We start from the raw sequence: 25222 nt of genomic DNA, 5'->3' as shown, positions 1-25222 counted from the left end.
CGGCGAACCGGCTAAGCCTAGGGCGGGGACTCTCAAGGACGGGCATATGCGCACAGGGATGATGGCGCTGGCGTTGGGTTTGCTGGCCCTGCGTTTTTTACCGGTATTACCGCCGGCAGGGTTGTGGCTGTTGTTGCCGGTAGTGGGTTTGATGTTGTTGCCGTTTCGAACTTTTCCCTTGGCATTTTTTCTGTTCGGTTTCAGTTGGGCGGGTGCGAATGCACAGTGGGCGCTGAATGATCGCCTGGCGCTGAATCTCGATGGCGAGACTCGCTGGGTCGAAGGTCGTGTGACCGGGTTACCGCAGCAGGCCGAGGGCGTAGTGCGTTTCGAACTGACGGACAGTCAATCACGTCGCACCAGACTGCCTCGGCACCTGCGCCTGGCCTGGTATGGCGGGCCGCCCGTCAATAGCGGTGAGCATTGGCGGCTGGCCGTCAAATTGAAGCGTCCTGTCGGGTTGCTCAACCCGCATGCGTTCGATTACGACGCCTGGTTACTGGCCCGGCACATCGGCGCCACCGGAACCGTCAAGGATGGCCAGCGCCTGAGGGAGGCGCAGTGGGCCTGGCGTGACGGCATCCGTCAGCGTTTACAGGCCGTGGATGCTCAAGGACGAACGGGTGCGCTGACGGCGTTGGTGCTAGGGGATGGCGCCGGGTTGAGTCGTGAGGACTGGCAGGTGCTGCAAAACACCGGCACCGTGCATCTATTGGTGATTTCCGGGCAGCACATCGGTTTGCTGGCGGGCGTGGTGTATCTGCTGATTGCCGGGTTGGCGCGTTATGGCTTATGGCCCAAGCGCTTGCCGTGGCTGCCATGGGCGTGTGGAATGGCGTTCGCGGCGGCGCTCGGTTATGGGTTGCTGGCCGGCTTCGAGGTGCCTGTGCGGCGGGCCTGCCTGATGATCGGTCTGGTGCTGTTGTGGCGACTACGGTTTCGTCACCTTGGCGCATGGTGGCCGCTGTTGCTGGCGCTTGACGGTGTTTTGCTGCTGGACCCGCTGGCGAGCCTGCAACCGGGTTTCTGGTTGTCCTTTGCGGCGGTGGCGGTGCTGATTTTCACCTTTGGCGGGCGATTGGGGCCGTGGCGCTGGTGGCAAACCTGGACTCGCGCTCAATGGCTGATCGCGATCGGTCTCTGCCCGCTGCTGTTGGCGCTGGGGTTGCCGATCAGTCTCAGCGGGCCGCTGGCCAATTTGCTGGCGGTGCCCTGGGTCAGTCTGGTGGTCCTGCCGCCGGCCTTGCTTGGGACGATGTTGTTGCCTGTTCCTTATGTGGGCGAAGGATTGCTGTGGTTGGCCGGTGGTCTGATCGATCTTTTGTTCAAGGGGTTGGCGTTGATGGCCGGGCAATTGCCTGCGTGGGTACCGGTGGCGGTCCCGTTGTGGATATGGGCGCTCGGTATGTTGGGAGCCTTTCTGCTGTTATTGCCACGAGGCGTGCCGTTGCGCCCGTTGGGCTGGCCGATGTTGCTGTTACTGGTTTTTGCGCCCCGGCACACATTGCCTGAAGGCATGGCCGAGGTCTGGCAGCTGGATGTCGGTCAGGGTTTGGCAATCCTGGTGCGTACCCGCCATCACACCTTGCTGTATGACGCCGGGCCACGGTTCGGCGATATCGATCTGGGTGAGCGGGTGGTGCTGCCATCATTGCGCAAACTGGGTGTGAACGGCATCGATCTGATGCTGATCAGCCATGCCGATGCCGATCACGCCGGCGGTGCGCGAGCAATTGCCAATGGAATACCGGTGAAGCAAATACTGAGTGGCGATCATCTGGCCCTGCCAGACGAACTGCACGCCGAGGGCTGCGAGAGCGGTCAGCAATGGGCCTGGGACGGCGTGAAGTTTCAACTCTGGCAGTGGTCGTCTGCCAGCGACAGTAATCAGAAATCCTGCGTGTTGCAGATCGAGGCCAACGGCGAGCGGTTGCTGCTGACCGGTGACATCGATGCCGCAGCCGAGCGGGCGCTGCTCGACGGTCCATTGGCGGTGCCGACAGATTGGTTGCAGGCTCCGCACCATGGCAGTCGCAGTTCTTCTTCGGTGGCATTGCTCAGCGCCTTGCAACCCAAAGCGGTATTGATCTCCCGTGGTAACGGCAATTCTTTCGGTCATCCTCATCCCACGGTCGTGGCGCGGTATCAAAAACGTGGTGTGGCGATCTACGACAGCGCCGAGCAAGGTGCCATTCGTCTGCAACTGGGACGCTTCAAGCCGCCGTGGACGATGCTTCAAGAACGGCGCTTCTGGCGCGGTCCGCCACCCTCCAGCCAGTAACCCGAACTATCGAAGCCCGACCGGATGCGACATCGCGGTCTTCGGTGCGTCCACCCCCTATGTTAGAGTGGCGCACTTTTCGAGGGGACTGTCACTGTGTGGGAATTGGTCAAATCCGGCGGCTGGATGATGCTGCCGATCATTCTGAGTTCCATCGCCGCCATGGCGATCGTCACCGAGCGTCTCTGGACCCTGCGTGCCAGCCGCGTGACTCCGGAGCACTTGCTCGGGCAGGTCTGGGTCTGGATCAAGGACAAACAGCTCAATAAAGAAAAACTCAAGGAACTGCGCGCCAACTCTCCGTTGGGCGAGATCCTGGCCGCCGGTCTGGCGAACTCCAGGCATGGTCGCGAGATCATGAAAGAGTGCATCGAAGAGGCCGCTGCGCGGGTGATTCATGAACTCGAACGCTACATCAACGCCCTCGGCACCATCGCCGCCATGGCCCCGTTGTTGGGGTTGCTGGGTACGGTGCTGGGCATGATCGATATTTTCAGTGCGTTCATGGGCACGGGCATGGGCACCAACGCCTCAGTGCTGGCCGGTGGTATTTCCAAAGCGCTGATCACCACCGCCGCAGGCCTGATGGTCGGCATTCCGGCCGTGTTCTTCCACCGTTTCCTGCAACGCCGCATCGATGAGCTGGTGGTGGGCATGGAGCAGGAAGCGATCAAGCTGGTCGAGGTAGTGCAGGGTGACCGCGACGTGGATCTGGCTGAGGGCAAAGCGTGAAATTCCGTCGTAAACCACGGGAAACGATAGACATCAACCTCGCGTCGTTGATCGACGTGGTGTTTATCCTGCTGCTGTTTTTCGTTGTGACCACCACCTTCACCCGTGAAACCCAGTTGCGCGTCGACTTGCCGGAAGCGGTCAGCGGTTCCCCGGCCGAGGACCAGCAGGCCAAGCAACTGGACATCGCCATCAGCGCCGAAGGTGTGTTCTCCGTAAACAACCAGTTGTTACCGAAGAACGACCTGACCAGCCTGATGGAAGCGCTGCAGAAAGAATCCAATGGCGATACCAACCTGCCGCTGTCCATCAGCGCTGATGGCAAGACGCCTCATCAGTCCGTCATCACCGCGATGGACGCTGCTGGCAAGCTCGGTTTCAGTCACTTGCGCATGACCACAGTCGAGGCGGCGCCGGCGTCCTGATGGCCATGTCCGATCGATTGCTCGCTGCGTGGTACGAAGGCCATCCGGCGTTGAAGCTGTTGCAGCCTCTGGAATGGCTGTATCGGCGCGTGGTTACCGGCAAGCGCAAGCGCTTTTTGGCGGGCGAGGGCGAGATCTATCAGCCGCCGGTGCCGCTGATCGTGGTCGGCAACATCACAGTGGGCGGTACCGGCAAGACGCCGCTGATTCTGTGGATGATCGAGCATTGCCAGCGTAGCGGGCTGCGGGTCGGTGTGGTCAGTCGTGGTTACGGCGCCAAACCGCCGCAATTGCCGTGGCGGGTCAAGGCGGATCAAGGCGCGGACGTGGCGGGCGATGAACCGTTGTTGATCGTCCAGCGCACCGGCGTGCCGCTGATGATCGACCCGGACCGCAGCCGCGCGGTCAAAGCTTTGCTGGCGAGCGAGCCGCTGGACCTGATCCTCTCCGACGACGGCATGCAGCATTACCGGCTGGCCCGGCACCTGGAACTGGTGCTGATCGATGCCGCCCGGGGTCTGGGCAACCAGCGTTGCCTGCCAGCCGGGCCGTTGCGCGAACCGATCGAGCGCCTGCAAAGCGTCGATGCGGTGCTTTATAACGGCGCCGCGGCCGACCGCATCGACGGTTTTGCCTTTCAGCTGCAACCCACCGCGCTGGTCAATCTGCAAAGCGGCGAACGCCGGCCTCTCGACCACTTTTCCGCAGGCCAGGCCATTCACGCCGTGGCCGGGATCGGCAATCCCCAGCGTTTCTTCACGACCCTCGAAACGCTACACTGGCGGCCAGTGCCGCATGCATTTGCCGACCACGCCGAGTACAGCGTGCAGGCCTTGAATTTCACACCGTCATTGCCCGTGGTGATGACGGAAAAAGACGCGGTGAAGTGCCGTGCCTTCGCCGCCGCCGATTGGTGGTACCTGGCGGTCGATGCTGCGCCATCGCCGGCCTTCGTGGCCTGGTTCGATACGCAGCTGATACGCCTGTTGTCGGCTCGTCTTTTGCCTTAACTCCGTTTCTATCCAGGGAATGTTCATGGACACCAAATTGCTCGATATCCTCGCTTGCCCGATCTGCAAAGGTCCGCTCAAGCTCAGCGCCGACAAAACCGAGCTGATCAGCAAGGGCGCTGGCCTCGCATACCCGATTCGCGACGGCATCCCGGTGATGCTCGAAAGTGAAGCGCGCACCCTGACCACCGACGAGCGTCTGGATAAATGACCACAGCCTTTACCGTTGTCATTCCATCGCGCTATGCCTCCACCCGTCTGCCGGGCAAACCCCTGCTGCTGATCGCCGGCAAGCCGATGATCCAGCACGTTTGGGAACAGGCGAGCAAAAGCAGTGCCCAGCGAGTGGTCGTTGCCACTGACGATGCGCGCATTGTCGAAGCCTGCAAAGGCTTTGGTGCCGAAGTGGTGCTGACGCGCGAAGACCACAATTCCGGCACTGACCGTCTGGCCGAAGTCGCGGCGAAACTGGGTCTGGCCCCGGACGCCATCGTGGTTAACGTTCAGGGCGACGAGCCGTTGATTCCGCCGAGCGTGATCGATCAGGTCGCCGCCAACCTGGCTGCCCACACCGAAGCGCGCATGGCCACCCTGGCCGAGCCGATCGAAGACGTGGAAACCCTGTTCAACCCCAACGTGGTCAAGGTAGTCAGCGACCTCAATGGCCTGGCGCTGACGTTCAGTCGTGCCACCTTGCCGTGGGCTCGCGACGCGTTCGCCAAGAGCCGCGAGCAATTGCCGGAAGGTGTGCCGTATCGCCGCCACATCGGCATTTATGCCTATCGCGCCGGTTTCCTGCAGGACTTCGTCACTTGGGGCCCGTGCTGGCTGGAAAACACCGAGTCTCTGGAGCAACTGCGGGCGCTCTGGCACGGCGTGCGGATTCACGTCGCCGACGCGCTGATCGCCCCGCCTACCGGCGTCGATACCATTGAAGACCTCGAGCGCGTTCGTCGCTTGCTGGAGGCCTGATGCGGGTTCTGTTCGTCTGCCTGGGCAACATCTGCCGTTCCCCCACGGCCGAAGGCGTGTTGCGGCACAAACTGCGTGAGGCCGGGCTGGCCGATCAAGTCGAAGTGGCTTCTGCCGGCACCGGTGACTGGCACGTCGGCAAGCCCCCGGACAAGCGCAGCCAGGTCGCGGCGAAACTGCGCGGCTACGACCTGTCCGCCCAGCGCGCTCAGCAGGTCAGCCGCGCCGATTTCGCCACCTACGACCTGATTCTGGCGATGGACAACAGCAACCTGCGCCACCTCAAGGCTCTGCAACCAGCCAAGGGCAAGGCCGAGTTGGACCTGTTCCTGCGTCGCTTCCAGTCGGAAATCGATGAAGTGCCGGATCCTTATCACGACAGCGACCAGGGTTTCGAACAGGTCCTGGACCTGATCGAGCGCGCCAGCGATCTGCTGGTGATCGAATTGAAGGGACGGTTATGAGTTTGCAGGTACATCCGCTGGTGTCGCTCAAGCCGTTCAACAGCTTTGGCGTGGATGTTCAGGCCCGGCTGTTTGCCGAAGCCCATAGCGATGCCGACGTGCGCGAAGCCCTGGCCTATGGGGTGGAACATAATGTGCCCGTGCTGGTGATCGGCGGCGGCAGCAATTTGCTGCTGACCGCTGATGTCCAGGCACTGGTGCTGCGCATGGCCACGCGGGGGATTCGTGTACTGAGCGATGATGGCAACCAGGTGGTGATCGAGGCCGAGGCGGGCGAGCCGTGGCATCCGTTTGTGCAACACACCTTGGCGCAAGGGTTGTCGGGGCTGGAGAATCTCAGCCTGATTCCCGGCACTGTGGGCGCGGCACCGATGCAGAACATCGGCGCTTATGGTGTCGAGATAAAAGACGTGTTTGCCGGCCTGACGGCCCTCGATCGCCAGACCGGCGAGCTGCGGGACTTCACGCTGGCCGAGTGCAACTTCGCCTACCGCGACAGCCTGTTCAAACAGGAGCCGGGGCGCTGGTTGATCCTGCGAGTGCGTTTCACCCTCACGCGCACCGCGCACCTGCACCTGGAATACGGGCCGGTTCGCCAGCGCCTGACATTGCTGGGCATCGATCACCCGACGCCTACCGATGTCAGTCAGGCCATTTGCAGCATTCGCAACGAAAAACTCCCGGACCCTGCGGTGCTCGGCAATGCCGGCAGTTTCTTCAAGAACCCCTTGGTGCCGGCGACATTGGTAGCGCAACTCAAGGAGCAATACCCGGAGCTGGTGGCCTACGCGCAACCTGACGGGCAAATGAAACTGGCGGCGGGCTGGCTGATCGAACGGGCCGGCTGGAAAGGCTTTCGCGACGGTGATGCCGGTGTGCATAAATTACAGGCGCTGGTGCTGGTCAACTACGGCACCGCAACGGGCCTGCAATTGCTGAACCTGGCGCAACGCATTCAAAAAGACATTTCAGAACGTTTCCACGTCGACCTGGAAATGGAGCCCAATCGGTATTGAGGCTACGCTTTCACGGCTGATTCCAAAGCCCTGCACATCTTCAAATGTGCAGGGCTTTTTTGTTAATGCTGGGTTAACTTAGCTGCCTAACGATGCAAGCATTTGCTCCACCAAAGGCCCGGTGCAGACGTCGCCGTCCGCATAAGAGAGCCCATTAGCCTGAGTCGATCTGCGTGAAGGAACCCACGCGGCAGATTGCTCGACCCCATAACCTTTATAACTATGCGGGCGTGCCCATGATTACCCTGAAACTCAATGGTCAAGATCATCAACTCGATGTCACCGAGGACATGCCGCTGCTCTGGGCGATCCGTGACGTGGCCGGTTACAACGGCACCAAATTTGGCTGCGGCATGGGCCTGTGTGGCGCCTGCACCATTCATATCGACGGCGCGCCTGCGCGCAGTTGCATCACGCCGATCGGCTCGGTAATCGGCCAGAACGTCACCACCATCGATAACCTGCACGCCGACCCGGTTGGCAAAGTCGTCCAGCAAGCCTGGCTCGACAGCGCCGTGGCTCAGTGCGGTTACTGCCAGGGCGGGCAGATCATGTCGGCCACGGCATTGCTGAAAACCAATCCGAACCCCAGCGACGAGCAGATTGAAGAGGCGATGGTCGGTAACATTTGCCGTTGTGGCACCTACAACCGGATCAAGACCGCCATCCGCCAGGCATCCACCCACCTGAAGGAGGCCAAGGCATGAGCCAGCTACCGAATGATTTTGCGCTGAGCAATCTGAGCAATCTGAGCAACCTCAGCCGCCGTGGTTTCCTCAAAGGCGTGGGCGCCACCAGTGCGCTGGTTCTGGCGGCAAGCTGGGGCTGGCAGGATGCGCTTGCCGCCGAGAAAGACAAGAAGTTCGGCGCTGACGGCATGCCCAATGGCTGGATCGATGATCCTAAGGTTTACGTCAGCATCGCCGCCGATGGCAGCGTGACTGTGGTTTGCAACCGTTCGGAAATGGGCCAGGGCGTACGCACCAGCCTGACCATGGTGGTGGCCGATGAACTGGACGCCGACTGGGCGCTGGTCAAAGTGCAACAGGCACCGGGCGACGAAGTGCGTTTCGGCAACCAGGACACCGACGGTTCGCGCAGCATGCGTCACTGGTACGAGCCGATGCGCCGTTGCGGTGCTGCCGCGCGGACCATGCTTGAGCAAGCCGCCGCGGCGCAGTGGAAAGTGCCGGTCAGCGAGTGCCGTGCGCAACTGCATAAAGTCATTCACCAACCGACCGCTCGTGAACTGGGCTACGGCGCGTTGGCCGCTGCTGCCGGTGCACTGGCGGTGCCGGCCCGCGACAGCCTGCGGCTCAAGCAGCCATCGGAGTTTCGTTATATAGGCAAGGAAGGCACCAAGGCTATCGACGGTGCGGACATCGTCAATGGTCGCGCGGTGTACGGCGCCGATGTGCATTTCGACGGCATGCTCTTCGCCACCATCGCGCGTCCAGCGGTCTACGGTGGCAAGGTCAAATCCTTCGATGCCAGCGCCGCGATGAAAGTCCCGGGCGTAATCAAGGTTCTGCAAATCGAAAGCCGTCCATTGCCGTCCGAGTTTCAGCCTCTGGGCGGTGTGGCTGTGGTGGCCAGCAATACCTGGGCGGCGATCAAGGGCCGCGAGGCGCTGAAAATCGAATGGGACGACGGCCCCAACGCCAGTTACGACTCGATCGCCTACCGCAAGGAGCTCGAAGCCGCGTCCCTAAAACCCGGCAAAGTGGTGCGCAATACCGGCAGCATCGACCAGGCCATGAGCGGCGCCGACAGCACTCTCGAAGCCTCTTACTACCTGCCCCATCTGGCACAATCGCCAATGGAGCCGATGGTCGCCATCGCCCGTTTCAAGGATGGCGTGTGCGAAGCCTGGGCCCCAAGCCAGGCTCCGCAAGTCAGCCGCGAACGGATTGGCGAGCGCCTCGGCATCCCATTCGATAACGTCACGTTCAACGTCACCTTGCTCGGCGGCGGTTTCGGTCGCAAATCCAAGCCGGACTTCATCATCGAAGCGGCGATCCTGGCCAAGGAATTCCCGGGTAAAACCGTACGGGTGCAATGGACCCGTGAAGACGACATCCACAATTCCTATTTCCACACCGTGTCGGCCGAATACCTGAAGGCCAGCCTGAACAAGGACGGTCTGCCGTCCGGCTGGCTGCACCGCACGGTGGCGCCGAGTATCACCGCGCTGTTCGCGCCGGGGATGAACCATGAGGCGGCTTTCGAGTTGGGCATGGGCTTTACCAACATGGCTTACGCGATCCCCAATGTGCGCCTGGAAAACCCTGAAGCGACGGTCCATACCCGGGTCGGCTGGTATCGCTCGGTATCGAACATTCCCCACGGCTTTGCGATCCAGAGTTTTGTCGATGAACTGGCCCACAAGGCTGGCCAGGATCCGCTCAAGTACCAGATCAAACTGCTCGGCCCGGACCGTCAGATCGATCCGCGCACTTTGAGTGAAGAGTGGAACTACGGTGAATCCCCCGAGCGTTATCCAATCGACACTGCACGGATGCGCACCGTGCTGGAAACCGCCGCCAAAGCGGCCGGTTGGGGGCGTGAGTTGCCCAAGGGTCGAGGCTTGGGCCTGGCGGTGCACTATAGTTTTGTCACTTATGTGGCGGCGGTGATCGAGGTGGAAGTCAAAGACGATGGCACGCTGATCGTACACAAGGCCGACATCGCCGTGGATTGCGGCCCGCAGATCAACCCCGAACGGATTCGCTCGCAGTTCGAAGGCGCCTGCGTCATGGGCCTGGGCAACGCGGTGCTGGGGGAAATCAGTTTCAAGGACGGCAAGGTTCAGCAGGACAATTTCCACATGTACGAGGTGGCGCGCATGTCTCTGGCACCGAAAGAAGTCGCCGTGCACCTGGTTACGCCACCGGGCGATGTGCCGTTGGGCGGAGTCGGTGAGCCGGGCGTGCCGCCGATTGCGCCAGCGCTGTGCAACGCGATCTTCGCCGCCACCGGCAAGCGCATCCGTAACCTGCCGGTGCGTTATCAGCTGCAAGGCTGGCAGAAGGCGCAAGCCTGATGGACAGCGTCGATCTGAACGTCCTGCGCAGCGTGCTGCAATGGCGCCTCGCCGGTCAGCGGGTGATGTTGTACAGCGTGGTCCAGACCTGGGGCACCGCGCCCCGGGCACCTGGCGCCATGCTGGCCTTGCGTGAAGACGGCGTGGTGATTGGCTCGGTGTCCGGTGGCTGCGTCGAGGATGACCTGATTGCCCGGCTGCACGATGGCCGTATCCCGGCCGAAGGGCCACCGGTGCAGTTGATTACCTATGGCGTCACCCGTGAGGAGGCCGCACGGTTTGGTTTGCCGTGCGGCGGCACGTTGCGCCTGACCGAGGAACGCGTCGGCGATCCGGCGTGGGTCGCCGAATTGCTGACGCGCTGCGAAGCGCATGAAATCGTTGCGCGTGAGCTGAATCTGGCGACCGGTGAAGTGGTTTTGCAGCCAGCGAGCAAGACCGATGCGCTGGTGTTTGACGGGCAGACCTTACGCGCCATTTATGGTCCGCGCTGGCGGTTGTTGCTGATCGGCGCCGGCCAACTGTCGCGCTACGTCGCCGAGATGGCGCGGCTGCTGGATTTCGAAGTGCTGATCTGCGATCCGCGCACCGAGTTCGTCTACGGCTGGGAAGAGCAACACGGTCGCTTCGTCCCGGGCATGCCCGATGAAGCGGTGCTGACCATCCAGACCGACGAGCGCACGGCCATTGTCGCGCTGACTCACGATCCACGCCTGGATGACATGGCGCTGCTCACGGCCCTGGACTCCAAGGCGTTTTATGTCGGTGCGCTGGGTTCGCGGGTCAACAGCCAGAAGCGCCGGGACAACCTGGCTCAGCTAGGCTTGTCACAACAGGCCATCGAGCGCTTGCACGGCCCGATCGGTTTGCACATCGGCAGCCATACACCGGCGGAAATCGCCTTGTCGCTGCTGGCCGAAATTGTGGCGATCAAGAACGGCGTCGAACTGAAACAGAAGAAGCCGTTGCAGGAGGGCGTATGAGCGACCCCATCGGCGTTATCGTAGTGGCCGCGGGGCAGGGCAGTCGGTTTCGACAAGTAGCGGGTGACGATAAGGACAAGTTGCTGGTGGACTGCACAGGTCGTGACGGCGTCACTGTGCATTCGATGATCGAGCAGGTGCTGGTGAATCTGCCGGCCACGCTTGAGAAGCGCGTGCTGGTGACCACGGCGGATCGCCCGCAAGTGATTCGCATGGCCCAGGCTTATGGTTGCGAGATTGTGCGGATTGAGTCGACCGGCCTGGGCGACAGCATTGCGGCGGGTGTGGCGGCGTGCTCGCAACTCGGTGGCTGGCTGATCGTCCTGGGGGATATGCCGTTTATCCTGCCGTCGAGCATTGAACAGGTTGTTGCGAATATCGCCGAGGATGCCATCAGCGTGCCGGTGTATGAGAGGCAATATGGGCATCCGGTGGGGTTTGGGCGAAGCTTTGGTCCAGGGTTGATGGCGTTGACCGGTGATCACGGCGCCAAGTCGCTGTTCGCGCAAGCGAGGGTAGTCGAGGTGGCGGTGGAGGATCCCGGGGTGTTGTGGGATGTGGATGTGCCTGATGCATTAGTATTTGCCTGACACACCGCCATCGCGGGCAAGCCACGCTCCCACAGGTTTTGCGTCGAGCATAATTTCTCCTGAACGACACAAAACCTGTGGGAGCGTGGCTTGCCCGCGATGAACGGTAACGCGGTTTTCCTGCGTTACAAAGGACATAAAAAAAGCCCCGCCTGGATCACCAGGCGGGGCTTTTTAGTGGCCGATGGAATCAGGCGAGGGGTTTAGGCTCGTGCTCTTTTTCCTGGGCTTGCTCGTGTTGCTCTACCGCTTCCTGAACGGAGCGTGGTGCTTCATCGATCACGGATTCAACCGGCTCGGCAGCGACTTCAGCGGCCGGGGCAGGGGCTGCCTCAACAACTTCAGCAACAACCGGTGCTGGCTCGGCAACAGCCGGAGCAGCAGTAGCAGCCAGTTCGGCTTCCTTCTGCAGACGCTCTTCTTCACGCTTGCGACGACGTACTTCACGCGGGTCGTTCGGCGCACGGCCACTTGGGGTCAGAGCGCTGACAGGGGCGGCTTCAACCACCGGTGCAGGCTCCTCGGCAACAACTGGCGCTTCAACAACCGCTGGAGCAGGCTCGGCAGCAGCAACCACTGGCTCGGAGACCATGGCATCAGCAACCGGGGCTTCAGCGACTGGCGCTGGAGCTTCGACCGCTACAGGTGGCTCGGCAACCCAGTTGAACGTGGTTTGCTCTTCGCGAACTTCACGTACCCGTTCAGCCGGCGCTTCAACCACAGGCTCGGTAGCAGCCACTGGTTCAGCAACGACGGCCGGCTCAGCGGCAGCTTCAACTTCAGGCTGTACTTCACGAACCGGTGCCACTTCGATTTCCGGAGCGGCAGTGACTTCTACCGGGGTGGTCGCTTCAACCACTGGTGCTTCAACCGGAGCGGTTTCCAGAGTGGCGGCAGTGGCGCGTTCAGCTTGCTCGTTGGCTTGTGCTTCAGCAGGTGCGCTGATCACGGAGCTGGCAACGGCTGCGGTAACAGCCAGGCCGGCGGCCAGATCGGCAGCGCTTGGCGCTTCGGCGTTTTCAGCCGATTCGGACTCTTCCGAACCTTCGATCACGTTGCCGTTCGCATCGCGTTGACGCTCACGACGGTTGCTGCGACGACGCTGGCCACGGGAGCGGCGGCGTGGACGATCGCCCTCGGCGCCTTCCTGACCGTCTTCCTGCAGTTGCTCTTCGCTGGTGGTCAACTCTTCTTCAGCAACGGCAGCAGCCGCTTGCTCGGTACGTGGCTGACGTTCTTCACGCGGTGGGCGTGGAGCGCGTTCTTCACGTGGCTGACGGGCTGGACGCTCTTCAGCGTTGGCAGCGGCAGCCGGAGCGGCATCCAGAGGCTCGCGCAATTCACGAACCGGACGTTCTTCACGCTCGCCACGTGGCTTGCGATCTTCACGCGGGGCGCGCGGTGCACGTTCTTCACGAGGGGCGCGTGGTGCGCGCTCTTCACGTGGAGCGCGTTCCAGGGCGACTGCTGGAGCTTCTTCACGGGCTTCGCGTGGCTCACGTGGTGCGCGTTCTTCACGCGGTGCACGTTCCTCACGAGGCTTGCGCTCTTCATCGCGGCGACCGTTACGGTTGCGGCTCTGCTGGCGGCCGTTACGGCGCTCTTCGTTGCGAGCAGGACGTTCGGTAGCTGGCTTTTCAACCACAACCGGCGCGGCAGGCTCTTCCTTGGTGGCGAACAGGCTGACCAGCGACTTCACCAGGCCTTTGAACAGGCTTGGCTCTGGGGCTACGGCAGCTGGTGCAGCCACCGGAGCAGCGGCGACTTCGGTCGGAACCGGAGCGTTGGCGCGGGCCGGAGCGGTCTTGACCGCGGCTTCCTGGCGAACCAGGGTGCGGGTCGCGGCGGCTGGCTGGACTTCTTCGACTTCGGCAGCGGCAGCGGCGATTTCGTAGCTGGACTGGTTGATGCTGGCTTCCGGGCTGTCATCACGCAGACGCTGAACTTCGAAGTGCGGCGTTTCGAGGTGATCGTTCGGCAGAATGACGATGCGGGCACGGGTGCGCAGTTCGATCTTGGTGATCGAGTTGCGTTTTTCGTTGAGCAGGAAAGCTGCAACCGGAATCGGCACTTGTGCGCGAACTTCGGCGGTGCGGTCTTTCAGGGCTTCTTCTTCGATCAGGCGCAGGATCGCCAGCGACAGCGATTCAACGTCACGGATGATACCGGTGCCGTTGCAACGCGGGCAGACGATACCGCTGCTTTCGCCCAGGGATGGACGCAGGCGCTGACGGGACATTTCCAGCAGGCCGAAGCGCGAGATGCGACCGACTTGCACGCGAGCGCGGTCGGCTTCCAGGCATTCGCGGACTTTTTCTTCCACGGCGCGCTGGTTCTTGGCAGGGGTCATGTCGATGAAGTCGATGACGATCAGGCCGCCGATGTCGCGCAGGCGCAACTGACGGGCGATTTCTTCGGCGGCTTCAAGGTTGGTCTGCAGTGCGGTTTCTTCGATGTCGCTGCCTTTGGTGGCGCGCGCCGAGTTGATGTCGATGGACACCAGGGCTTCGGTCGGATCGATAACGATGGAGCCGCCGGAAGGCAGTTCGACAACGCGCTGGAAGGCGGTTTCGATCTGGCTTTCGATCTGGAAACGGTTGAACAGCGGAACGCTGTCTTCGTACAGCTTGATTTTGCTGGCGTACTGCGGCATCACCTGACGAATGAAGGTCAGGGCTTCGTCCTGGGCTTCAACGCTGTCGATCAGCACTTCGCCGATGTCCTGGCGCAGGTAATCGCGGATGGCGCGGATGATCACGTTGCTTTCCTGGTAGATCAGGAACGGCGCGGAACGATCCAGCGAAGCTTCTTTGATGGCGGTCCAGAGTTGCAGCAGGTAATCGAGGTCCCACTGCATTTCTTCGCTGCTGCGGCCAAGGCCGGCAGTGCGAACGATCAGGCCCATGTCGGCCGGGGCAACCAGACCGTTCAGGGCTTCACGCAGTTCGTTGCGCTCTTCACCTTCGATGCGACGGGAGATACCGCCGGCACGCGGGTTGTTCGGCATCAGCACCAGGTAACGACCGGCCAGGCTGATGAAAGTGGTCAGGGCGGCGCCCTTGTTGCCACGTTCTTCTTTTTCGACCTGAACGATGACTTCCTGGCCTTCGCTCAGGACGTCCTTGATGTTGACGCGGCCTTCAGGGGCTTTCTTGAAGTATTCGCGGGAGATTTCTTTGAGGGGCAGGAAGCCGTGGCGCTCAGAGCCGAAATCGACAAAGGCAGCCTCAAGGCTTGGTTCGATGCGAGTAATCCGGCCTTTATAGATGTTGGCCTTCTTCTGCTCGCGTGCACCGGATTCAATGTCCAGGTCGTAGAGGCGCTGGCCATCTACCAGTGCAACACGCAACTCTTCGGGTTGAGTTGCGTTAATCAGCATTCTTTTCATGTAGTACCGTCGGTTTCCGGGCTGCCGGAAACGGCGTTCGGCACACACGACTTCTCATGGTCGGTGTCAGGTGCGTCAGGAGTGGTTGGCCACTCCAGTGTCTAGCGAACCCCGGCCAATTGGGCCGGTGTCGCGACGTACGCGTCCTGCTTGCTGTGGCTACTTAAGCACTCAGTCAGGAGGAGGAATCAACCGGCGGCTGTGGACGAGATGAAGCGTCTTGATAAAGCCTATTGCTACACAGTCCAGCGGTTGTGCATCTCCACCCTACACGTATCCCTGATAATTCGGGTGCTGCCGCGCGCAGAATCCGCAGCGGGTTGGCATTTACCGTGAGCTCCGAAAGGGGAGGTCACGCATCATGGCTAATTTAGGCGGTGTTTCCGAAGCGTTCGCTCGGGGTCGTTCGCAGCTGACTGCACTTTGTGAACTGGCCGTGAATATTTGCTCGGAAGGCGAGTGAAAACTCTGCTTTGCGGCATGATTCAGGCCTTATGTCACCTGCGCTCGTTACAACTGCAAACTCCACCGTTACGTAGCGAAAGCCCCGTAGGACGGCCTCGCGTCCTGGTGAATTGCGTTGGTCAGGGCCGGTTTTTGACCGTGGTTCCGCTGTCCAGGCCGCTTTTGGCGGCGTTCGCGACTATAGCAGCAATGATTAAGTGCTTCAATTCCATAAAAAATTGTTATCATCCGCGGCATGACGACTACTGCCCCTTCGACCCCAGCCGTACAACTGCTGGAGGTCTCGCCGGAATATGCCGGCCAACGTATTGATAACTTCCTTCTCGCTCGGCTCAAAGGCGTGCCCAAGACCTTGATTTATCGCATTTTGCGCAAGGGCGAAGTGCGGGTGAACAAAGGTCGGATCAAGCCCGAATACAAGCTGCAGGCGGGCGATATCGTGCGCGTGCCGCCGGTTCGCGTGCCTGAGCGCGACGAACCCGTGCCATTGGCCCAGGGTCTGTTGCAGCGGCTCGAGGCCTCTATTGTCTACGAAGACAAGGCGCTGATCGTGGTCAACAAGCCTTGCGGCATTGCGGTTCATGGCGGCAGTGGCTTGACCTACGGCGTGATTGAAGCCTTTCGTCAGTTGCGTCCCGATTGCAAAGAGCTCGAGCTGGTTCATCGCCTCGATCGTGATACCTCCGGCCTGTTGATGATCGCCAAGAAGCGCAGCATGTTGCGCCACTTGCACACGGCTTTGCGCGGCGATGGTGTCGATAAGCGCTATATGGCGCTGGTGCGCGGCAACTGGGCCGCCTCGATCAAGCAGGTCCGTGCGTCGCTGGGCAAGAGCAATCTGCGCTCCGGCGAGCGCATGGTCGAGGTGGACGAGGAGGAGGGCAAGGAGTCTGTGACCGTGTTCAAGGTCCTGCGTCGTTTTGGCGACTTCGCTACCCTGATCGAAGCCAAGCCCATCACCGGCCGGACTCACCAGATTCGCGTCCATACTCTGCATGCCGGACATTGCATCGCTGGTGATACCAAGTACGGCGATGAGGGCTTCAGCAAAGAGATTCGTGATCTGGGCGGCAAGCGCCTGTTCCTGCACGCCTACATGCTGACCGTGCCGCTGCCTGATGGGGGTGAGCTGAAGTTGCAGGCGCCGGTCGACGAGATGTGGGCCAAAACCGTGGAGCGCTTGAGTGCACCCTACTGATTACAAGCTACTGATTTTCGATTGGGACGGCACGCTCGCTGACTCCATTGGTCGGATTGTCGAGGCGATGCATGTCGCATCCGAGCGGTCCGGTTTTCAGTTGCGTGATGATTTTGCCGTCAAAGGCATTATCGGTCTGGGCTTGCCGGAAGCGATTCGCACCCTGTATCCCGAGATTGGCGATGCCGAGCTGATAGCATTCCGTCAGCACTATGCGGATCACTACATTGCGGCGGAGGCCGTGCCTTCGCCGCTGTTTGAGGGTGTTGTCGAGTCCCTCGAAGCGTTTCGTGTCGAGGGGTATCATCTGGCAGTAGCGACCGGCAAGGCTCGTCGTGGGCTGGATCGGGTGCTGAAGTCTCACGGTTGGGAAGATTATTTCGATATCACCCGTGCTGCTGACGAAACCGCCAGCAAACCCCATCCGCTGATGCTCGAGCAGATTCTCGCCCATTGCGAGGTTCGCCCGGAGCAGGCGCTGATGGTCGGCGATTCGTCGTTCGACCTGCAGATGGCGCGCAATGCGGGCATGGATTCAGTGGCGGTCAGCTATGGCGCTCAATCGATCGACGCCTTGAAGCTATTTGGGCCGAGACTGGCCATTGATTGTTTTTCAGAGTTGCACGCCTGGCTGAATCAGCGGGTTTAATTGGTTTTTTTGCTGGGGTACATGGCATGACCGACGAATGGAAAGCGCCCGCCAAGGCGAGTGCGGAAAGCGGTGACGAGAAAAGCTGGAAGCTGCTGGAAAAAACCCTGCTGGCTGGTGTGCAGGAACAGCGCCGGTCCCGTCGCTGGGGGATATTCTTCAAGTCGCTGACTTTTTTGTACCTGTTCGGCGCGTTGATTCTGTTATCGCCGCTGGTCGACATGGAGAAAGGTGCGAGCCTCGGCTCTGGTTACACGGCGCTGATCGATGTAACGGGCATGATTGCCGACAAAGAGCCGGCCAGTGCCGACAATATCGTCGGTAGCCTGCGTGCGGCCTTCGAGGACAAGAAGGTCAAGGGTGTGATTCTGCGAATCAACAGCCCTGGCGGCAGTCCGGTGCAGTCGGGTTATGTCTACGACGAGATTCGTCGTTTGCGCGGCCTGCATCCGGATACCAAGGTTTATGCGGTGATCTCGGATTTGGGCGCTTCCGGTGCCTATTACATCGCTAGCGCCGCGGATCAGATCTACGCTGACAAGGCGAGCCTGGTGGGTTCCATTGGTGTGACGGCAGCCGGGTACGGTTTTGTCGGGACCATGGAGAAGTTGGGCGTGGAGCGTCGTACCTACACCTCTGGCGAGCACAAATCTTTCCTCGATCCGTTCCAGCCGCAGAAGCCTGCGGAAACCCAGTTCTGGCAGAGCGTGCTTGATACCACTCATCAGCAGTTCATCAGCAGCGTCAAGAAGGGCCGGGGTGATCGTCTGAAGGACAAAGATCATCCGGAGTTGTTCTCCGGGCTGGTCTGGTCGGGTGAGCAGGCGCTGTCGCTGGGCTTGATCGATGGTCTGGGCAATGCCAGTTCGGTTGCCCGTGATGTGATCGGCGAGAAAGAGTTAGTGGATTTCACTGTTGAGGAATCGCCATTCGATCGCTTCTCGAAAAAGCTCGGCGCCAGCGTGGCGGAGCATTTGGCGATGTGGATGGGCTTTCAGGGTCCGTCGTTGCGCTGATCTTCTTGCTGTATAAAAAAACCGGCTTTTTGCCGGTTTTTTTACAGTCAAAAGATCGCAGCCTCGTTTCACTCGACAGCTCCTGCATTGAAATGCGCATCCCTTGTAGGAGCTGTCGAGTGAAACGAGACTGCGATCTTTTGACCCTTTAAGGTATCTGCATGCCTTCGGCCAGCAACATATCGACCAGGCGAATCAGCGGCAGGCCGATCAGGCTGGTGGCGTCAGGACCTTCGGTGCTTTGAAACAGGCTCACCCCCAAACCTTCGGCCTTGAAGCTGCCAGCGCAGTCGTAGGGCTGTTCGGCGCGCAGGTAGCGTTCGATGCGCGCTGCGTCGAGTGCGCGCATATGTACGGTAAAGGGCACGCAGTCGACCTGGCAGTGGCCGGTCTGACTATTGAGCAGTGCCAGCCCCGTCAGGAAGGTCACGCTGGCGCCGCTGGATGCCAGCAATTGTTCGCGGGCCTTTTCGAAGGTGTGAGGTTTGCCGATAATCCGCTCGCCGAGTACCGCGACCTGATCCGAGCCGATGATCAGATGGGTTGGATGACTGCCTGCAAGTGCGCGGGCTTTTTCTTCGGCGAGACGCTTTACCAGTTCGACGGCTGACTCGTCCGGACGATGGCTTTCGTCGATATCCGGCGAGCTGCAGGTGAACGGCAGCTCCAGGCGGGCCAGCAATTCCCGGCGATAGGACGAGCTTGAAGCGAGTAATAAAGGCAGCATGCGCATCTCCAAAGGGCAGGGGTCGAATTCTAGCGCAGGCTCAAGTGACGGACAGGGCTGAATTTCCTTTGACATGGCTGGGGGCATCCCTATAATGCTGCGCCTATGTTGAATGACCCGATTCCACCTCACGTTGACCCGCGCAAATTGGCTGACCGTGGCACCACCCTTCAAGGTGAACTGCTGCTGGCCGATTTGGAGAGGCTCTGCGACCCGCTTTCCGATACTGTCGGTACGGTGCAGGCTAAATTCGTTTTTGAACGAGATGAACGTAAATCTGTGGTAATTCACAGCTTTATCGACACCGAAGTCAAAATGGTTTGCCAGCGTTGTCTTGAGCTGGTCACCCTGCCGATCCATAGCGAATGCAGTTATGCTGTGGTGAAGGAGGGTGCGAATACCCAGTCGTTGCCGAAAGGTTATGACGTGCTGGAACTGGGCGAAGATCCTTTGGATCTGCAGTCACTGATCGAGGAGGAGCTTCTGCTCGCCTTGCCCATTGTGCCTGCTCATCATCCGGAAGAATGCCAGCAGCCGGCGGGTCTCGATGAGCCCGAACCGAGCGAGGACGAGGTAACGCGGTCCAACCCGTTCAGTGTATTGGCGCAGTTAAAGCGTGACCCAAACGTTTAGGAGTTAATCAATTATGGCTGTTCAGCAGAACAAAAAATCCCGCTCTGCCCGTGACATGCGTCGTTCGCACGACGCTCTCGAGGCTAGCACTCTGTCTGTAGAAAAAACCACCGGTGAAGTTCACCTGCGTCACCACGTATCGCCAGAAGGCGTATACCGTGGCCGTAAAGTGATCGACAAGGGCGCTGACGAGTAATCCTTGTCCGCTCAAGTCATCGCGATTGACGCAATGGGCGGGGACTTCGGTCCCCGCAGCATTGTTCAGGCCAGCCTTGCTTGTCTGTCTGCTACACCCTCGCTGCACCTGACCCTCGTCGGTCAACCCTCCCTTCTTGAAGAACTGCTCGCCAGCCAATCGGCTGTGGATCGCGCGCGCCTGTCGATTGTGCCGGCGTCCGAAATTATCACCATGGACGAAAAACCTGCCCAGGCCTTGCGTGGCAAACCCGATTCGTCGATGCGCGTGGCGCTGGAGCTGCTGCGAGACGGCAAGGTCCAGGCCTGCGTCAGCGCGGGTAACACCGGTGCGCTGATGGCGTTGTCACGGTTTGTGCTCAAGACCTTGCCGGGCATCGATCGGCCGGCAATGATCGCGGCCATTCCGACGCAGAAGGGCTGCTGCCAGTTGCTCGACCTGGGTGCCAACGTCGACTGCAGTGCCGAGCACTTGTTGCAGTTTGCAGTGATGGGCTCGGTCGCGGCAGAAACCCTGGGCATCGTTCGCCCGAGGGTGGCATTGCTGAACATCGGCACCGAAGACATCAAGGGCAATCAGCAGGTCAAGCTGGCGGCCACCTTGTTGCAGAGTGCTCGCGGCATCAACTACATCGGGTTTGTCGAAGGTGACGGTTTGTACCGTGGCGAGGCGGATGTGGTGGTGTGTGACGGCTTTGTCGGCAATATCCTGCTCAAGTCCAGTGAAGGTCTGGCGACCATGATTGCCGGGCGCATCGAGGCGTTATTCAAGAAAAATTTCGCGTCGAAAGTGGTGGGCGCATTGGCGCTGCCGCTGATGAAGCGCTTGCAGGCCGAACTGGCGCCGGCACGACATAACGGTGCAAGTTTCCTCGGTTTGCAGGGAATTGTCGTGAAAAGCCACGGTTCGGCGGGGGTGCAGGGGTTTCAGAGTGCGATTCAACGCGCGCTGATCGAGATCCAGGAAAACTTGCCTGAACGGCTTCATGGGCGCCTGGAAGATTTGTTGCCTTAGGCGTTTTCGTCGGACAATGCTTAAATGTGACCGCTCAGTTCAATGGGCCATCCAACTGTGAGTTTCTTGCGTTCCACAAACGGGACGTCATTCTCCGACGACAAGATCATTAGGGGCTTGTTACATGTCTGCTTCCCTCGCATTCGTCTTTCCAGGACAGGGTTCGCAGTCCCTCGGCATGCTGGCCGAGTTGGGCGCGCAACATCCAGTGGTCCTCGAAACATTCAAAGAAGCTTCCGATGCTCTGGGTTACGACCTGTGGGCACTGACCCAGCAAGGGCCGGAAGAACAACTCAATCAAACCGATAAAACCCAGCCGGCCATTCTGACCGCCTCGATCGCCTTGTGGCGCCTGTGGCTGGCTGAAGGCGGTGCGCGTCCGGCTTACGTTGCCGGTCACAGCCTGGGCGAATACAGCGCTCTGGTGGCCGCAGGCAGTCTGAGCCTGGGCGATGCAGTGAAGCTGGTAGAGCGTCGCGGTCAGTTGATGCAAGAGGCTGTTCCGGCCGGGCAGGGCGGCATGGCCGCGATCCTTGGTCTGGAAGACGCTGACGTATTGGCAGCCTGTGCCGAAGCGGCGCAAGGCGAAGTGGTTAGCGCGGTCAACTTCAACTCCCCGGGCCAGGTAGTGATCGCTGGCGCCAAGGCTGCGGTCGAGCGCGCCATCGAAGGCTGCAAGGCACGTGGCGCCAAGCGCGCCATGCCATTGCCGGTCAGCGTGCCGTCTCACTGCGAATTGATGCGTCCGGCCGCCGAGCGGTTCGCCGAATCGATCGCAGCGATCAACTGGCAGGCACCGCAGATCCCTGTGGTACAGAACGTCAGCGCCAACGTGCCGGCCGATCTGGAGACCCTCAAGCGCGATCTGCTTGAGCAGCTCTACAAGCCTGTGCGCTGGGTGGAGTCGATCCAGGCGCTGGCTGCCAAGGGCGCGACCGAACTGGTCGAATGCGGCCCTGGCAAAGTACTTGCCGGTTTGAACAAACGTTGCGCCGAAGGCGTGTCGACCTCTAACCTCAATACCCCAGACGCTTTCGCTGCCGCCCGTGCAGCGCTGGCCTGAACAAGGAGAAGCTTGCATGAGTCTGCAAGGTAAAGTTGCACTGGTCACTGGTGCCAGTCGTGGTATCGGCCAGGCTATCGCTCTGGAATTGGGTCGTCAGGGTGCCATTGTTGTCGGCACCGCGACTTCCGCTTCGGGGGCCGAGCGTATCGCTGCTACCCTGAAAGAAAATGGTATTCAGGGTACTGGCCTGGAACTCAATGTCACCAGCGACGAGTCCGTAGCGGCCGTGCTGGCGAGCATTCAGGAGCAATTCGGTGCGCCGGCGATCCTGGTCAATAATGCCGGTATCACCCGCGATAATCTGATGATGCGCATGAAAGATGACGAATGGCATGACGTCGTCGATACCAATCTGAACAGCCTGTTCCGTCTGTCCAAGGGCGTTTTGCGCGGCATGACCAAGGCCCGTTGGGGACGAATTATCAGTATTGGTTCGGTTGTGGGTGCCATGGGCAACGCAGGCCAAGTAAACTATGCTGCCGCCAAGGCCGGTCTGGAAGGTTTCAGTCGTGCACTGGCGCGTGAAGTCGGTTCGCGTTCGATTACGGTAAACTCGGTGGCCCCTGGGTTCATCGACACCGATATGACCCGTGAATTGCCCGAGGCGCAGCGTGAAGCCTTGCAGACGCAGATTCCGCTGGGTCGTCTGGGGCAAGCTCAAGAGATCGCGTCTGTGGTCGCTTTTCTTGCATCCGACGGTGCGGCTTACGTTACTGGGGCTACAATCCCGGTGAACGGCGGGATGTACATGAGTTAAATGTGACGGATTGCTTCAAAAAAATGTCATACGAGCTGTCTAAAATCCGTTATAAAGCTGCAATCTATTTATAGACAGAGGGTCGCCGGGTTTGAGGAGTGAAGCTTTCAGTTGAAAAACTGAAAAGTCTTTCTATACACTTACCCACCGGCCAGCTGCCTGAATTTGTCCATTAGGAGTGAAAACAAGGTATGAGCACCATCGAAGAGCGCGTCAAGAAAATCGTTGCTGAGCAACTGGGCGTTAAAGAAGAAGAAGTGGTCAACACTGCTTCCTTCGTTGAAGATCTGGGTGCCGACTCCCTTGACACTGTTGAGCTGGTGATGGCTCTGGAAGAGGAATTCGAGACCGAAATCCCTGACGAAGAAGCTGAGAAGATCACTACTGTACAAGCCGCAATCGATTACGTTACTAACCATCAGGCTTAATAGCTTGTAATCGTTGCTTGCTGTCATGGAAAAACCGCACTGCCATCATGGCGTGCGGTTTTTTCTTTAGGCCTGATGCAAAGTCGTCATTTGAAAAAGGAGAGTGCTGTGTCGCGTAGACGCGTCGTAGTCACCGGTATGGGTATGTTGTCGCCACTGGGCACGGATGTGCCGAGCAGCTGGCAGGGCATTCTGGCTGGCCGCAGTGGCATTGGTCTGATCGAACACACCGACCTTTCTGCCTATTCCACCCGTTTTGGCGGCTCGGTAAAGGGCTTCAATGTCGAGGAGTACCTGTCGGTCAAGGAAGCTCGCAAACTCGACCTGTTCATTCAATACGGTCTGGCTGCAGGTTTTCAAGCCGTGCGTAACGCAGGTCTTGAGGTTACCGACGCCAATCGCGAGCGGATCGGCGTGGCCATGGGCTCGGGTATTGGCGGTCTAACCAATATCGAAGAAACCAGCCGCACGCTGCATGATTCCGGCCCACGACGGATCTCTCCGTTTTTCGTGCCAGGCTCGATCATCAATATGATTTCCGGTTTCCTGTCCATCCACCTGGGCGCACAGGGACCTAACTACGCCATCGCCACGGCGTGTACCACCGGTACGCACTGCATCGGCATGGCGGCACGCAACATCATGTACGACGAAGCCGACGTAATGATCGCCGGTGGTGCCGAGATGGCCGCGTGTGGTCTGGGCATGGGCGGCTTCGGTGCCTCCCGCGCACTGTCGACCCGCAACGACGAGCCGACCCGGGCCAGCCGTCCATGGGACAAGGGCCGTGATGGCTTCGTGCTGTCCGACGGCGCCGGCGCACTGGTTCTCGAAGAGCTGGAGCACGCCAAGGCCCGTGGCGCGACCATCTACGCCGAGCTGATCGGCTTCGGCACCAGTGGCGATGCTTACCACATGACCTCGCCACCGGCCGATGGCGCGGGTGCTGCGCGTTGCATCACCAATGCCTTGCGCGATGCGAAGATCAATAGCGATCAGGTTCAGTACATCAACGCTCACGGCACTTCGACCTCGGCTGGCGACCTCGCCGAAGCCTGTGCGATCAAATCCGTGTTCGGCGATCACGCCTACAAGCTGGCGGTCAGTTCGACCAAGTCCATGACCGGTCACCTGTTGGGTGCGGCGGGCGCGGTCGAGGCGATTTTCAGCGTACTGGCAATCAACAGCCAGGTAGCGCCGCCGACCATCAACCTCGATGAGCCGGACGAAGGCTGCGACCTCGACTTCGTACCCCACACCGCGCGTGGCATGGATATCGACGTGGTGCTGTCCAACTCCTTCGGATTTGGCGGTACCAATGGCTCGCTGGTGTTCCGCCGGTTCGCTGACTGATGGACAGCTGGGTCGACGGTCAACCGGCTGACGCTTTGTCGCTGAAGGATCGCGGCCTGGCTTACGGTGATGGTCTGTTCGAGACCATCGCAGTCAAGGGCGGGCAGCCGCTGCTGCTGGATCGACATTTGTCGCGTCTGGCGGAGGGTTGTTCGCGCCTGGCGATTGCCGCCGATCATGAGCTGATTCGCGCGGAGCTGCTGGCCTATGCCGCCGCACTGGGCGAGGGCGTGCTCAAACTCATCCTCACCCGCGGCGACAGCCTGCGCGGTTACGCCGCCGATCCCTCGGCTCAGGCTCGACGCATCCTGCAAGGCAATCCTCCTGCGGCTTATCCGGTTGTTCATGCGGAGCAGGGCGTTCGTCTTTTTCCTTGTGCGACGCGACTTTCCAAACAGCCATTGCTCGCCGGTCTCAAGCATTTGAATCGTCTGGAGCAGGTCATCGCCCGTTCCGAATGGCAGGACACCGAACATGCCGAAGGCTTGATGCTGGATCAGGTCGGGCGGGTGATCGAAGGCGTGTTCAGCAATTTGTTCCTGGTGCGCGATGGCGTGCTGGTGACCGCCAACCTCAAACGCTGTGGCGTGGCGGGCGTGATGCGTGCCGAATTATTGTTTCAAGCCAAGTCATTGGGGATTCCCACGCAAATCACCGATATCACCCTCGAGCAGCTGCAATGGGCTGACGAGGTCTTTGTCTGCAACAGCGTGTATGGCGTTTGGCCGGTGCGCGCCTATGCCGCACTGAGCTGGCCGGTTGGGCCGCTCACCCGTAAACTCCAAACCATTGCTCGTGCGCTACTGGATGCTTGAT

The 25222-nt window shown here is 60.2% G+C and carries 25 protein-coding genes; 23 read left to right on the top strand and 2 right to left on the bottom strand.

Translation table 11 applies throughout. The annotated features are described in order from the left end of the window. The first annotated feature begins 46 nt into the window (after window positions 1-46). The 12 genes from F6R97_RS08505 to F6R97_RS08450 all read left to right on the top strand — a co-directional run bounded on the left by F6R97_RS08505 (window position 47) and on the right by F6R97_RS08450 (window position 11516). Window positions 47-2281: a DNA internalization-related competence protein ComEC/Rec2 gene (locus F6R97_RS08505; RefSeq protein ID WP_315866397.1), complete on the top strand. Its 2235-nt coding sequence runs from the start codon at window positions 47-49 to the stop codon at window positions 2279-2281. 96 nt (window positions 2282-2377) lie between these two features. Further along, complete coding sequence (locus tag F6R97_RS08500) at window positions 2378-3013, top strand: MotA/TolQ/ExbB proton channel family protein (protein WP_315866396.1); 636 nt, start codon at window positions 2378-2380, stop codon at window positions 3011-3013. Further along, window positions 3010-3438, top strand: coding sequence for an ExbD/TolR family protein (locus F6R97_RS08495; RefSeq protein WP_007904055.1), 429 nt, complete (start codon window positions 3010-3012; stop codon window positions 3436-3438). Before F6R97_RS08500 ends, F6R97_RS08495 begins: the two co-directional genes overlap by 4 nt. Further along, window positions 3438-4448, top strand: coding sequence for a tetraacyldisaccharide 4'-kinase (gene lpxK / locus F6R97_RS08490; RefSeq protein WP_315866395.1), 1011 nt, complete (start codon window positions 3438-3440; stop codon window positions 4446-4448). The genes F6R97_RS08495 and lpxK overlap by 1 nt, the downstream gene beginning before the upstream one ends. Window positions 4449-4473: 25 nt before the next feature. After that, entirely contained in the window at window positions 4474-4659 is a 186-nt protein-coding gene (locus F6R97_RS08485) for a Trm112 family protein (RefSeq protein ID WP_003174668.1), read from the top strand. Beyond that, complete coding sequence (kdsB, locus tag F6R97_RS08480; RefSeq protein ID WP_253416268.1) at window positions 4656-5420, top strand: 3-deoxy-manno-octulosonate cytidylyltransferase; 765 nt, start codon at window positions 4656-4658, stop codon at window positions 5418-5420. Before F6R97_RS08485 ends, kdsB begins: the two co-directional genes overlap by 4 nt. Next, complete coding sequence (locus tag F6R97_RS08475) at window positions 5420-5884, top strand: low molecular weight protein-tyrosine-phosphatase (RefSeq protein WP_315866394.1); 465 nt, start codon at window positions 5420-5422, stop codon at window positions 5882-5884. Before kdsB ends, F6R97_RS08475 begins: the two co-directional genes overlap by 1 nt. After that, the gene (gene murB / locus F6R97_RS08470) at window positions 5881-6900 is read left to right on the top strand and encodes a UDP-N-acetylmuramate dehydrogenase (RefSeq protein ID WP_315866393.1); all 1020 of its coding nucleotides are present in this window, start codon (window positions 5881-5883) and stop codon (window positions 6898-6900) included. Before F6R97_RS08475 ends, murB begins: the two co-directional genes overlap by 4 nt. Before the next feature lie 236 nt (window positions 6901-7136). Further along, window positions 7137-7607: a (2Fe-2S)-binding protein gene (locus F6R97_RS08465; RefSeq protein ID WP_048395810.1), complete on the top strand. Its 471-nt coding sequence runs from the start codon at window positions 7137-7139 to the stop codon at window positions 7605-7607. Continuing rightward, entirely contained in the window at window positions 7604-9943 is a 2340-nt protein-coding gene (locus tag F6R97_RS08460; protein WP_315866392.1) for a xanthine dehydrogenase family protein molybdopterin-binding subunit, read from the top strand. The genes F6R97_RS08465 and F6R97_RS08460 overlap by 4 nt, the downstream gene beginning before the upstream one ends. Continuing rightward, entirely contained in the window at window positions 9943-10926 is a 984-nt protein-coding gene (locus F6R97_RS08455) for an XdhC family protein (protein ID WP_038982084.1), read from the top strand. Before F6R97_RS08460 ends, F6R97_RS08455 begins: the two co-directional genes overlap by 1 nt. Continuing rightward, entirely contained in the window at window positions 10923-11516 is a 594-nt protein-coding gene (locus F6R97_RS08450) for an NTP transferase domain-containing protein (protein ID WP_048395814.1), read from the top strand. Before F6R97_RS08455 ends, F6R97_RS08450 begins: the two co-directional genes overlap by 4 nt. Window positions 11517-11706: 190 nt before the next feature. Here the strand turns inward: F6R97_RS08450 and rne are convergent, their stop codons facing one another. Further along, window positions 11707-14904 carry a ribonuclease E gene (gene rne / locus F6R97_RS08445; protein WP_048395816.1) on the bottom strand — a complete coding sequence of 1066 codons (3198 nt, stop codon included), beginning with the start codon at window positions 14902-14904 and terminating at the stop codon, window positions 11707-11709. 700 nt (window positions 14905-15604) lie between these two features. Here rne and rluC point away from each other — a divergent pair. The 3 genes from rluC to sppA are packed head-to-tail and all read left to right on the top strand — an operon-like array spanning window position 15605 to window position 18232. Beyond that, window positions 15605-16567, top strand: a complete 963-nt coding sequence (gene rluC / locus F6R97_RS08440; protein WP_008014368.1) for a 23S rRNA pseudouridine(955/2504/2580) synthase RluC — start codon at window positions 15605-15607, stop codon at window positions 16565-16567. After that, window positions 16554-17216: an HAD-IA family hydrolase gene (locus F6R97_RS08435; RefSeq protein WP_315866391.1), complete on the top strand. Its 663-nt coding sequence runs from the start codon at window positions 16554-16556 to the stop codon at window positions 17214-17216. Before rluC ends, F6R97_RS08435 begins: the two co-directional genes overlap by 14 nt. 26 nt (window positions 17217-17242) lie before the next feature. Continuing rightward, entirely contained in the window at window positions 17243-18232 is a 990-nt protein-coding gene (gene sppA / locus F6R97_RS08430) for a signal peptide peptidase SppA (RefSeq protein WP_038982089.1), read from the top strand. A gap of 148 nt (window positions 18233-18380) precedes the next feature. Here sppA and F6R97_RS08425 read toward each other — a convergent pair whose 3' ends face one another. Continuing rightward, window positions 18381-18959: a nucleoside triphosphate pyrophosphatase gene (locus F6R97_RS08425; RefSeq protein WP_315866390.1), complete on the bottom strand. Its 579-nt coding sequence runs from the start codon at window positions 18957-18959 to the stop codon at window positions 18381-18383. 105 nt (window positions 18960-19064) lie between these two features. Between F6R97_RS08425 and F6R97_RS08420 the strand changes: the two genes are divergently transcribed. The 8 genes from F6R97_RS08420 to pabC all read left to right on the top strand — a co-directional run bounded on the left by F6R97_RS08420 (window position 19065) and on the right by pabC (window position 25221). Beyond that, complete coding sequence (locus tag F6R97_RS08420; RefSeq protein ID WP_004371317.1) at window positions 19065-19592, top strand: YceD family protein; 528 nt, start codon at window positions 19065-19067, stop codon at window positions 19590-19592. 13 nt (window positions 19593-19605) lie between these two features. Then, a complete protein-coding gene (rpmF, locus tag F6R97_RS08415) occupies window positions 19606-19788 on the top strand; it encodes a 50S ribosomal protein L32 (protein WP_003179396.1) in 183 nt (60 codons plus the stop codon). Window positions 19789-19791: 3 nt separating this feature from the next. Continuing rightward, window positions 19792-20802 (top strand): phosphate acyltransferase PlsX, encoded by a 1011-nt coding sequence (gene plsX, locus F6R97_RS08410; protein ID WP_082157848.1) that lies wholly within the window; start codon window positions 19792-19794, stop codon window positions 20800-20802. A 124-nt stretch (window positions 20803-20926) separates the two neighbouring features. Beyond that, window positions 20927-21865 (top strand): ACP S-malonyltransferase, encoded by a 939-nt coding sequence (gene fabD, locus F6R97_RS08405; protein ID WP_038982092.1) that lies wholly within the window; start codon window positions 20927-20929, stop codon window positions 21863-21865. Window positions 21866-21881: 16 nt separating this feature from the next. Continuing rightward, complete coding sequence (gene fabG, locus F6R97_RS08400; protein WP_007942004.1) at window positions 21882-22625, top strand: 3-oxoacyl-ACP reductase FabG; 744 nt, start codon at window positions 21882-21884, stop codon at window positions 22623-22625. A 191-nt stretch (window positions 22626-22816) separates the two neighbouring features. Further along, a complete protein-coding gene (acpP, locus tag F6R97_RS08395; protein ID WP_003442511.1) occupies window positions 22817-23053 on the top strand; it encodes an acyl carrier protein in 237 nt (78 codons plus the stop codon). A 108-nt stretch (window positions 23054-23161) separates the two neighbouring features. Beyond that, a complete protein-coding gene (gene fabF / locus F6R97_RS08390) occupies window positions 23162-24406 on the top strand; it encodes a beta-ketoacyl-ACP synthase II (RefSeq protein WP_008067780.1) in 1245 nt (414 codons plus the stop codon). Then, a complete protein-coding gene (gene pabC, locus F6R97_RS08385; protein ID WP_315866389.1) occupies window positions 24406-25221 on the top strand; it encodes an aminodeoxychorismate lyase in 816 nt (271 codons plus the stop codon). The genes fabF and pabC overlap by 1 nt, the downstream gene beginning before the upstream one ends. The last annotated feature ends 1 nt before the right edge of the window (window position 25222 follow it).

Origin of the sequence: Pseudomonas sp. JV414 (genome assembly GCF_032424305.1) — a bacterium.
In the GTDB taxonomy this organism is placed as follows: domain Bacteria; phylum Pseudomonadota; class Gammaproteobacteria; order Pseudomonadales; family Pseudomonadaceae; genus Aquipseudomonas; species Aquipseudomonas lini.
The sequence above is the reverse complement of the archived record's forward strand: the minus strand, read 5'-3'. Positions and strand labels throughout refer to the sequence as shown.

Excerpts from the sequence above, each read along its gene's own strand:
- F6R97_RS08505 (WP_315866397.1), top strand. The coding sequence starts at position 47 with ATGCGCACAGGGATGATGGCGCTGGCGTTGGGTTTGCTGGCCCTGCGT.
- lpxK (WP_315866395.1), top strand. The coding sequence starts at position 3,438 with ATGGCCATGTCCGATCGATTGCTCGCTGCGTGGTACGAAGGCCATCCG.
- F6R97_RS08485 (WP_003174668.1), top strand. The coding sequence starts at position 4,474 with ATGGACACCAAATTGCTCGATATCCTCGCTTGCCCGATCTGCAAAGGT.
- kdsB (WP_253416268.1), top strand. The coding sequence starts at position 4,656 with ATGACCACAGCCTTTACCGTTGTCATTCCATCGCGCTATGCCTCCACC.
- F6R97_RS08475 (WP_315866394.1), top strand. The coding sequence starts at position 5,420 with ATGCGGGTTCTGTTCGTCTGCCTGGGCAACATCTGCCGTTCCCCCACG.
- murB (WP_315866393.1), top strand. The coding sequence starts at position 5,881 with ATGAGTTTGCAGGTACATCCGCTGGTGTCGCTCAAGCCGTTCAACAGC.
- F6R97_RS08465 (WP_048395810.1), top strand. The coding sequence starts at position 7,137 with ATGATTACCCTGAAACTCAATGGTCAAGATCATCAACTCGATGTCACC.
- F6R97_RS08460 (WP_315866392.1), top strand. The coding sequence starts at position 7,604 with ATGAGCCAGCTACCGAATGATTTTGCGCTGAGCAATCTGAGCAATCTG.
- F6R97_RS08455 (WP_038982084.1), top strand. The coding sequence starts at position 9,943 with ATGGACAGCGTCGATCTGAACGTCCTGCGCAGCGTGCTGCAATGGCGC.
- F6R97_RS08450 (WP_048395814.1), top strand. The coding sequence starts at position 10,923 with ATGAGCGACCCCATCGGCGTTATCGTAGTGGCCGCGGGGCAGGGCAGT.
- rne (WP_048395816.1), bottom strand. The coding sequence starts at position 14,904 with ATGAAAAGAATGCTGATTAACGCAACTCAACCCGAAGAGTTGCGTGTT.
- rluC (WP_008014368.1), top strand. The coding sequence starts at position 15,605 with ATGACGACTACTGCCCCTTCGACCCCAGCCGTACAACTGCTGGAGGTC.
- sppA (WP_038982089.1), top strand. The coding sequence starts at position 17,243 with ATGACCGACGAATGGAAAGCGCCCGCCAAGGCGAGTGCGGAAAGCGGT.
- F6R97_RS08425 (WP_315866390.1), bottom strand. The coding sequence starts at position 18,959 with ATGCTGCCTTTATTACTCGCTTCAAGCTCGTCCTATCGCCGGGAATTG.
- F6R97_RS08420 (WP_004371317.1), top strand. The coding sequence starts at position 19,065 with ATGTTGAATGACCCGATTCCACCTCACGTTGACCCGCGCAAATTGGCT.
- rpmF (WP_003179396.1), top strand. The coding sequence starts at position 19,606 with ATGGCTGTTCAGCAGAACAAAAAATCCCGCTCTGCCCGTGACATGCGT.
- fabD (WP_038982092.1), top strand. The coding sequence starts at position 20,927 with ATGTCTGCTTCCCTCGCATTCGTCTTTCCAGGACAGGGTTCGCAGTCC.
- fabG (WP_007942004.1), top strand. The coding sequence starts at position 21,882 with ATGAGTCTGCAAGGTAAAGTTGCACTGGTCACTGGTGCCAGTCGTGGT.
- acpP (WP_003442511.1), top strand. The coding sequence starts at position 22,817 with ATGAGCACCATCGAAGAGCGCGTCAAGAAAATCGTTGCTGAGCAACTG.
- pabC (WP_315866389.1), top strand. The coding sequence starts at position 24,406 with ATGGACAGCTGGGTCGACGGTCAACCGGCTGACGCTTTGTCGCTGAAG.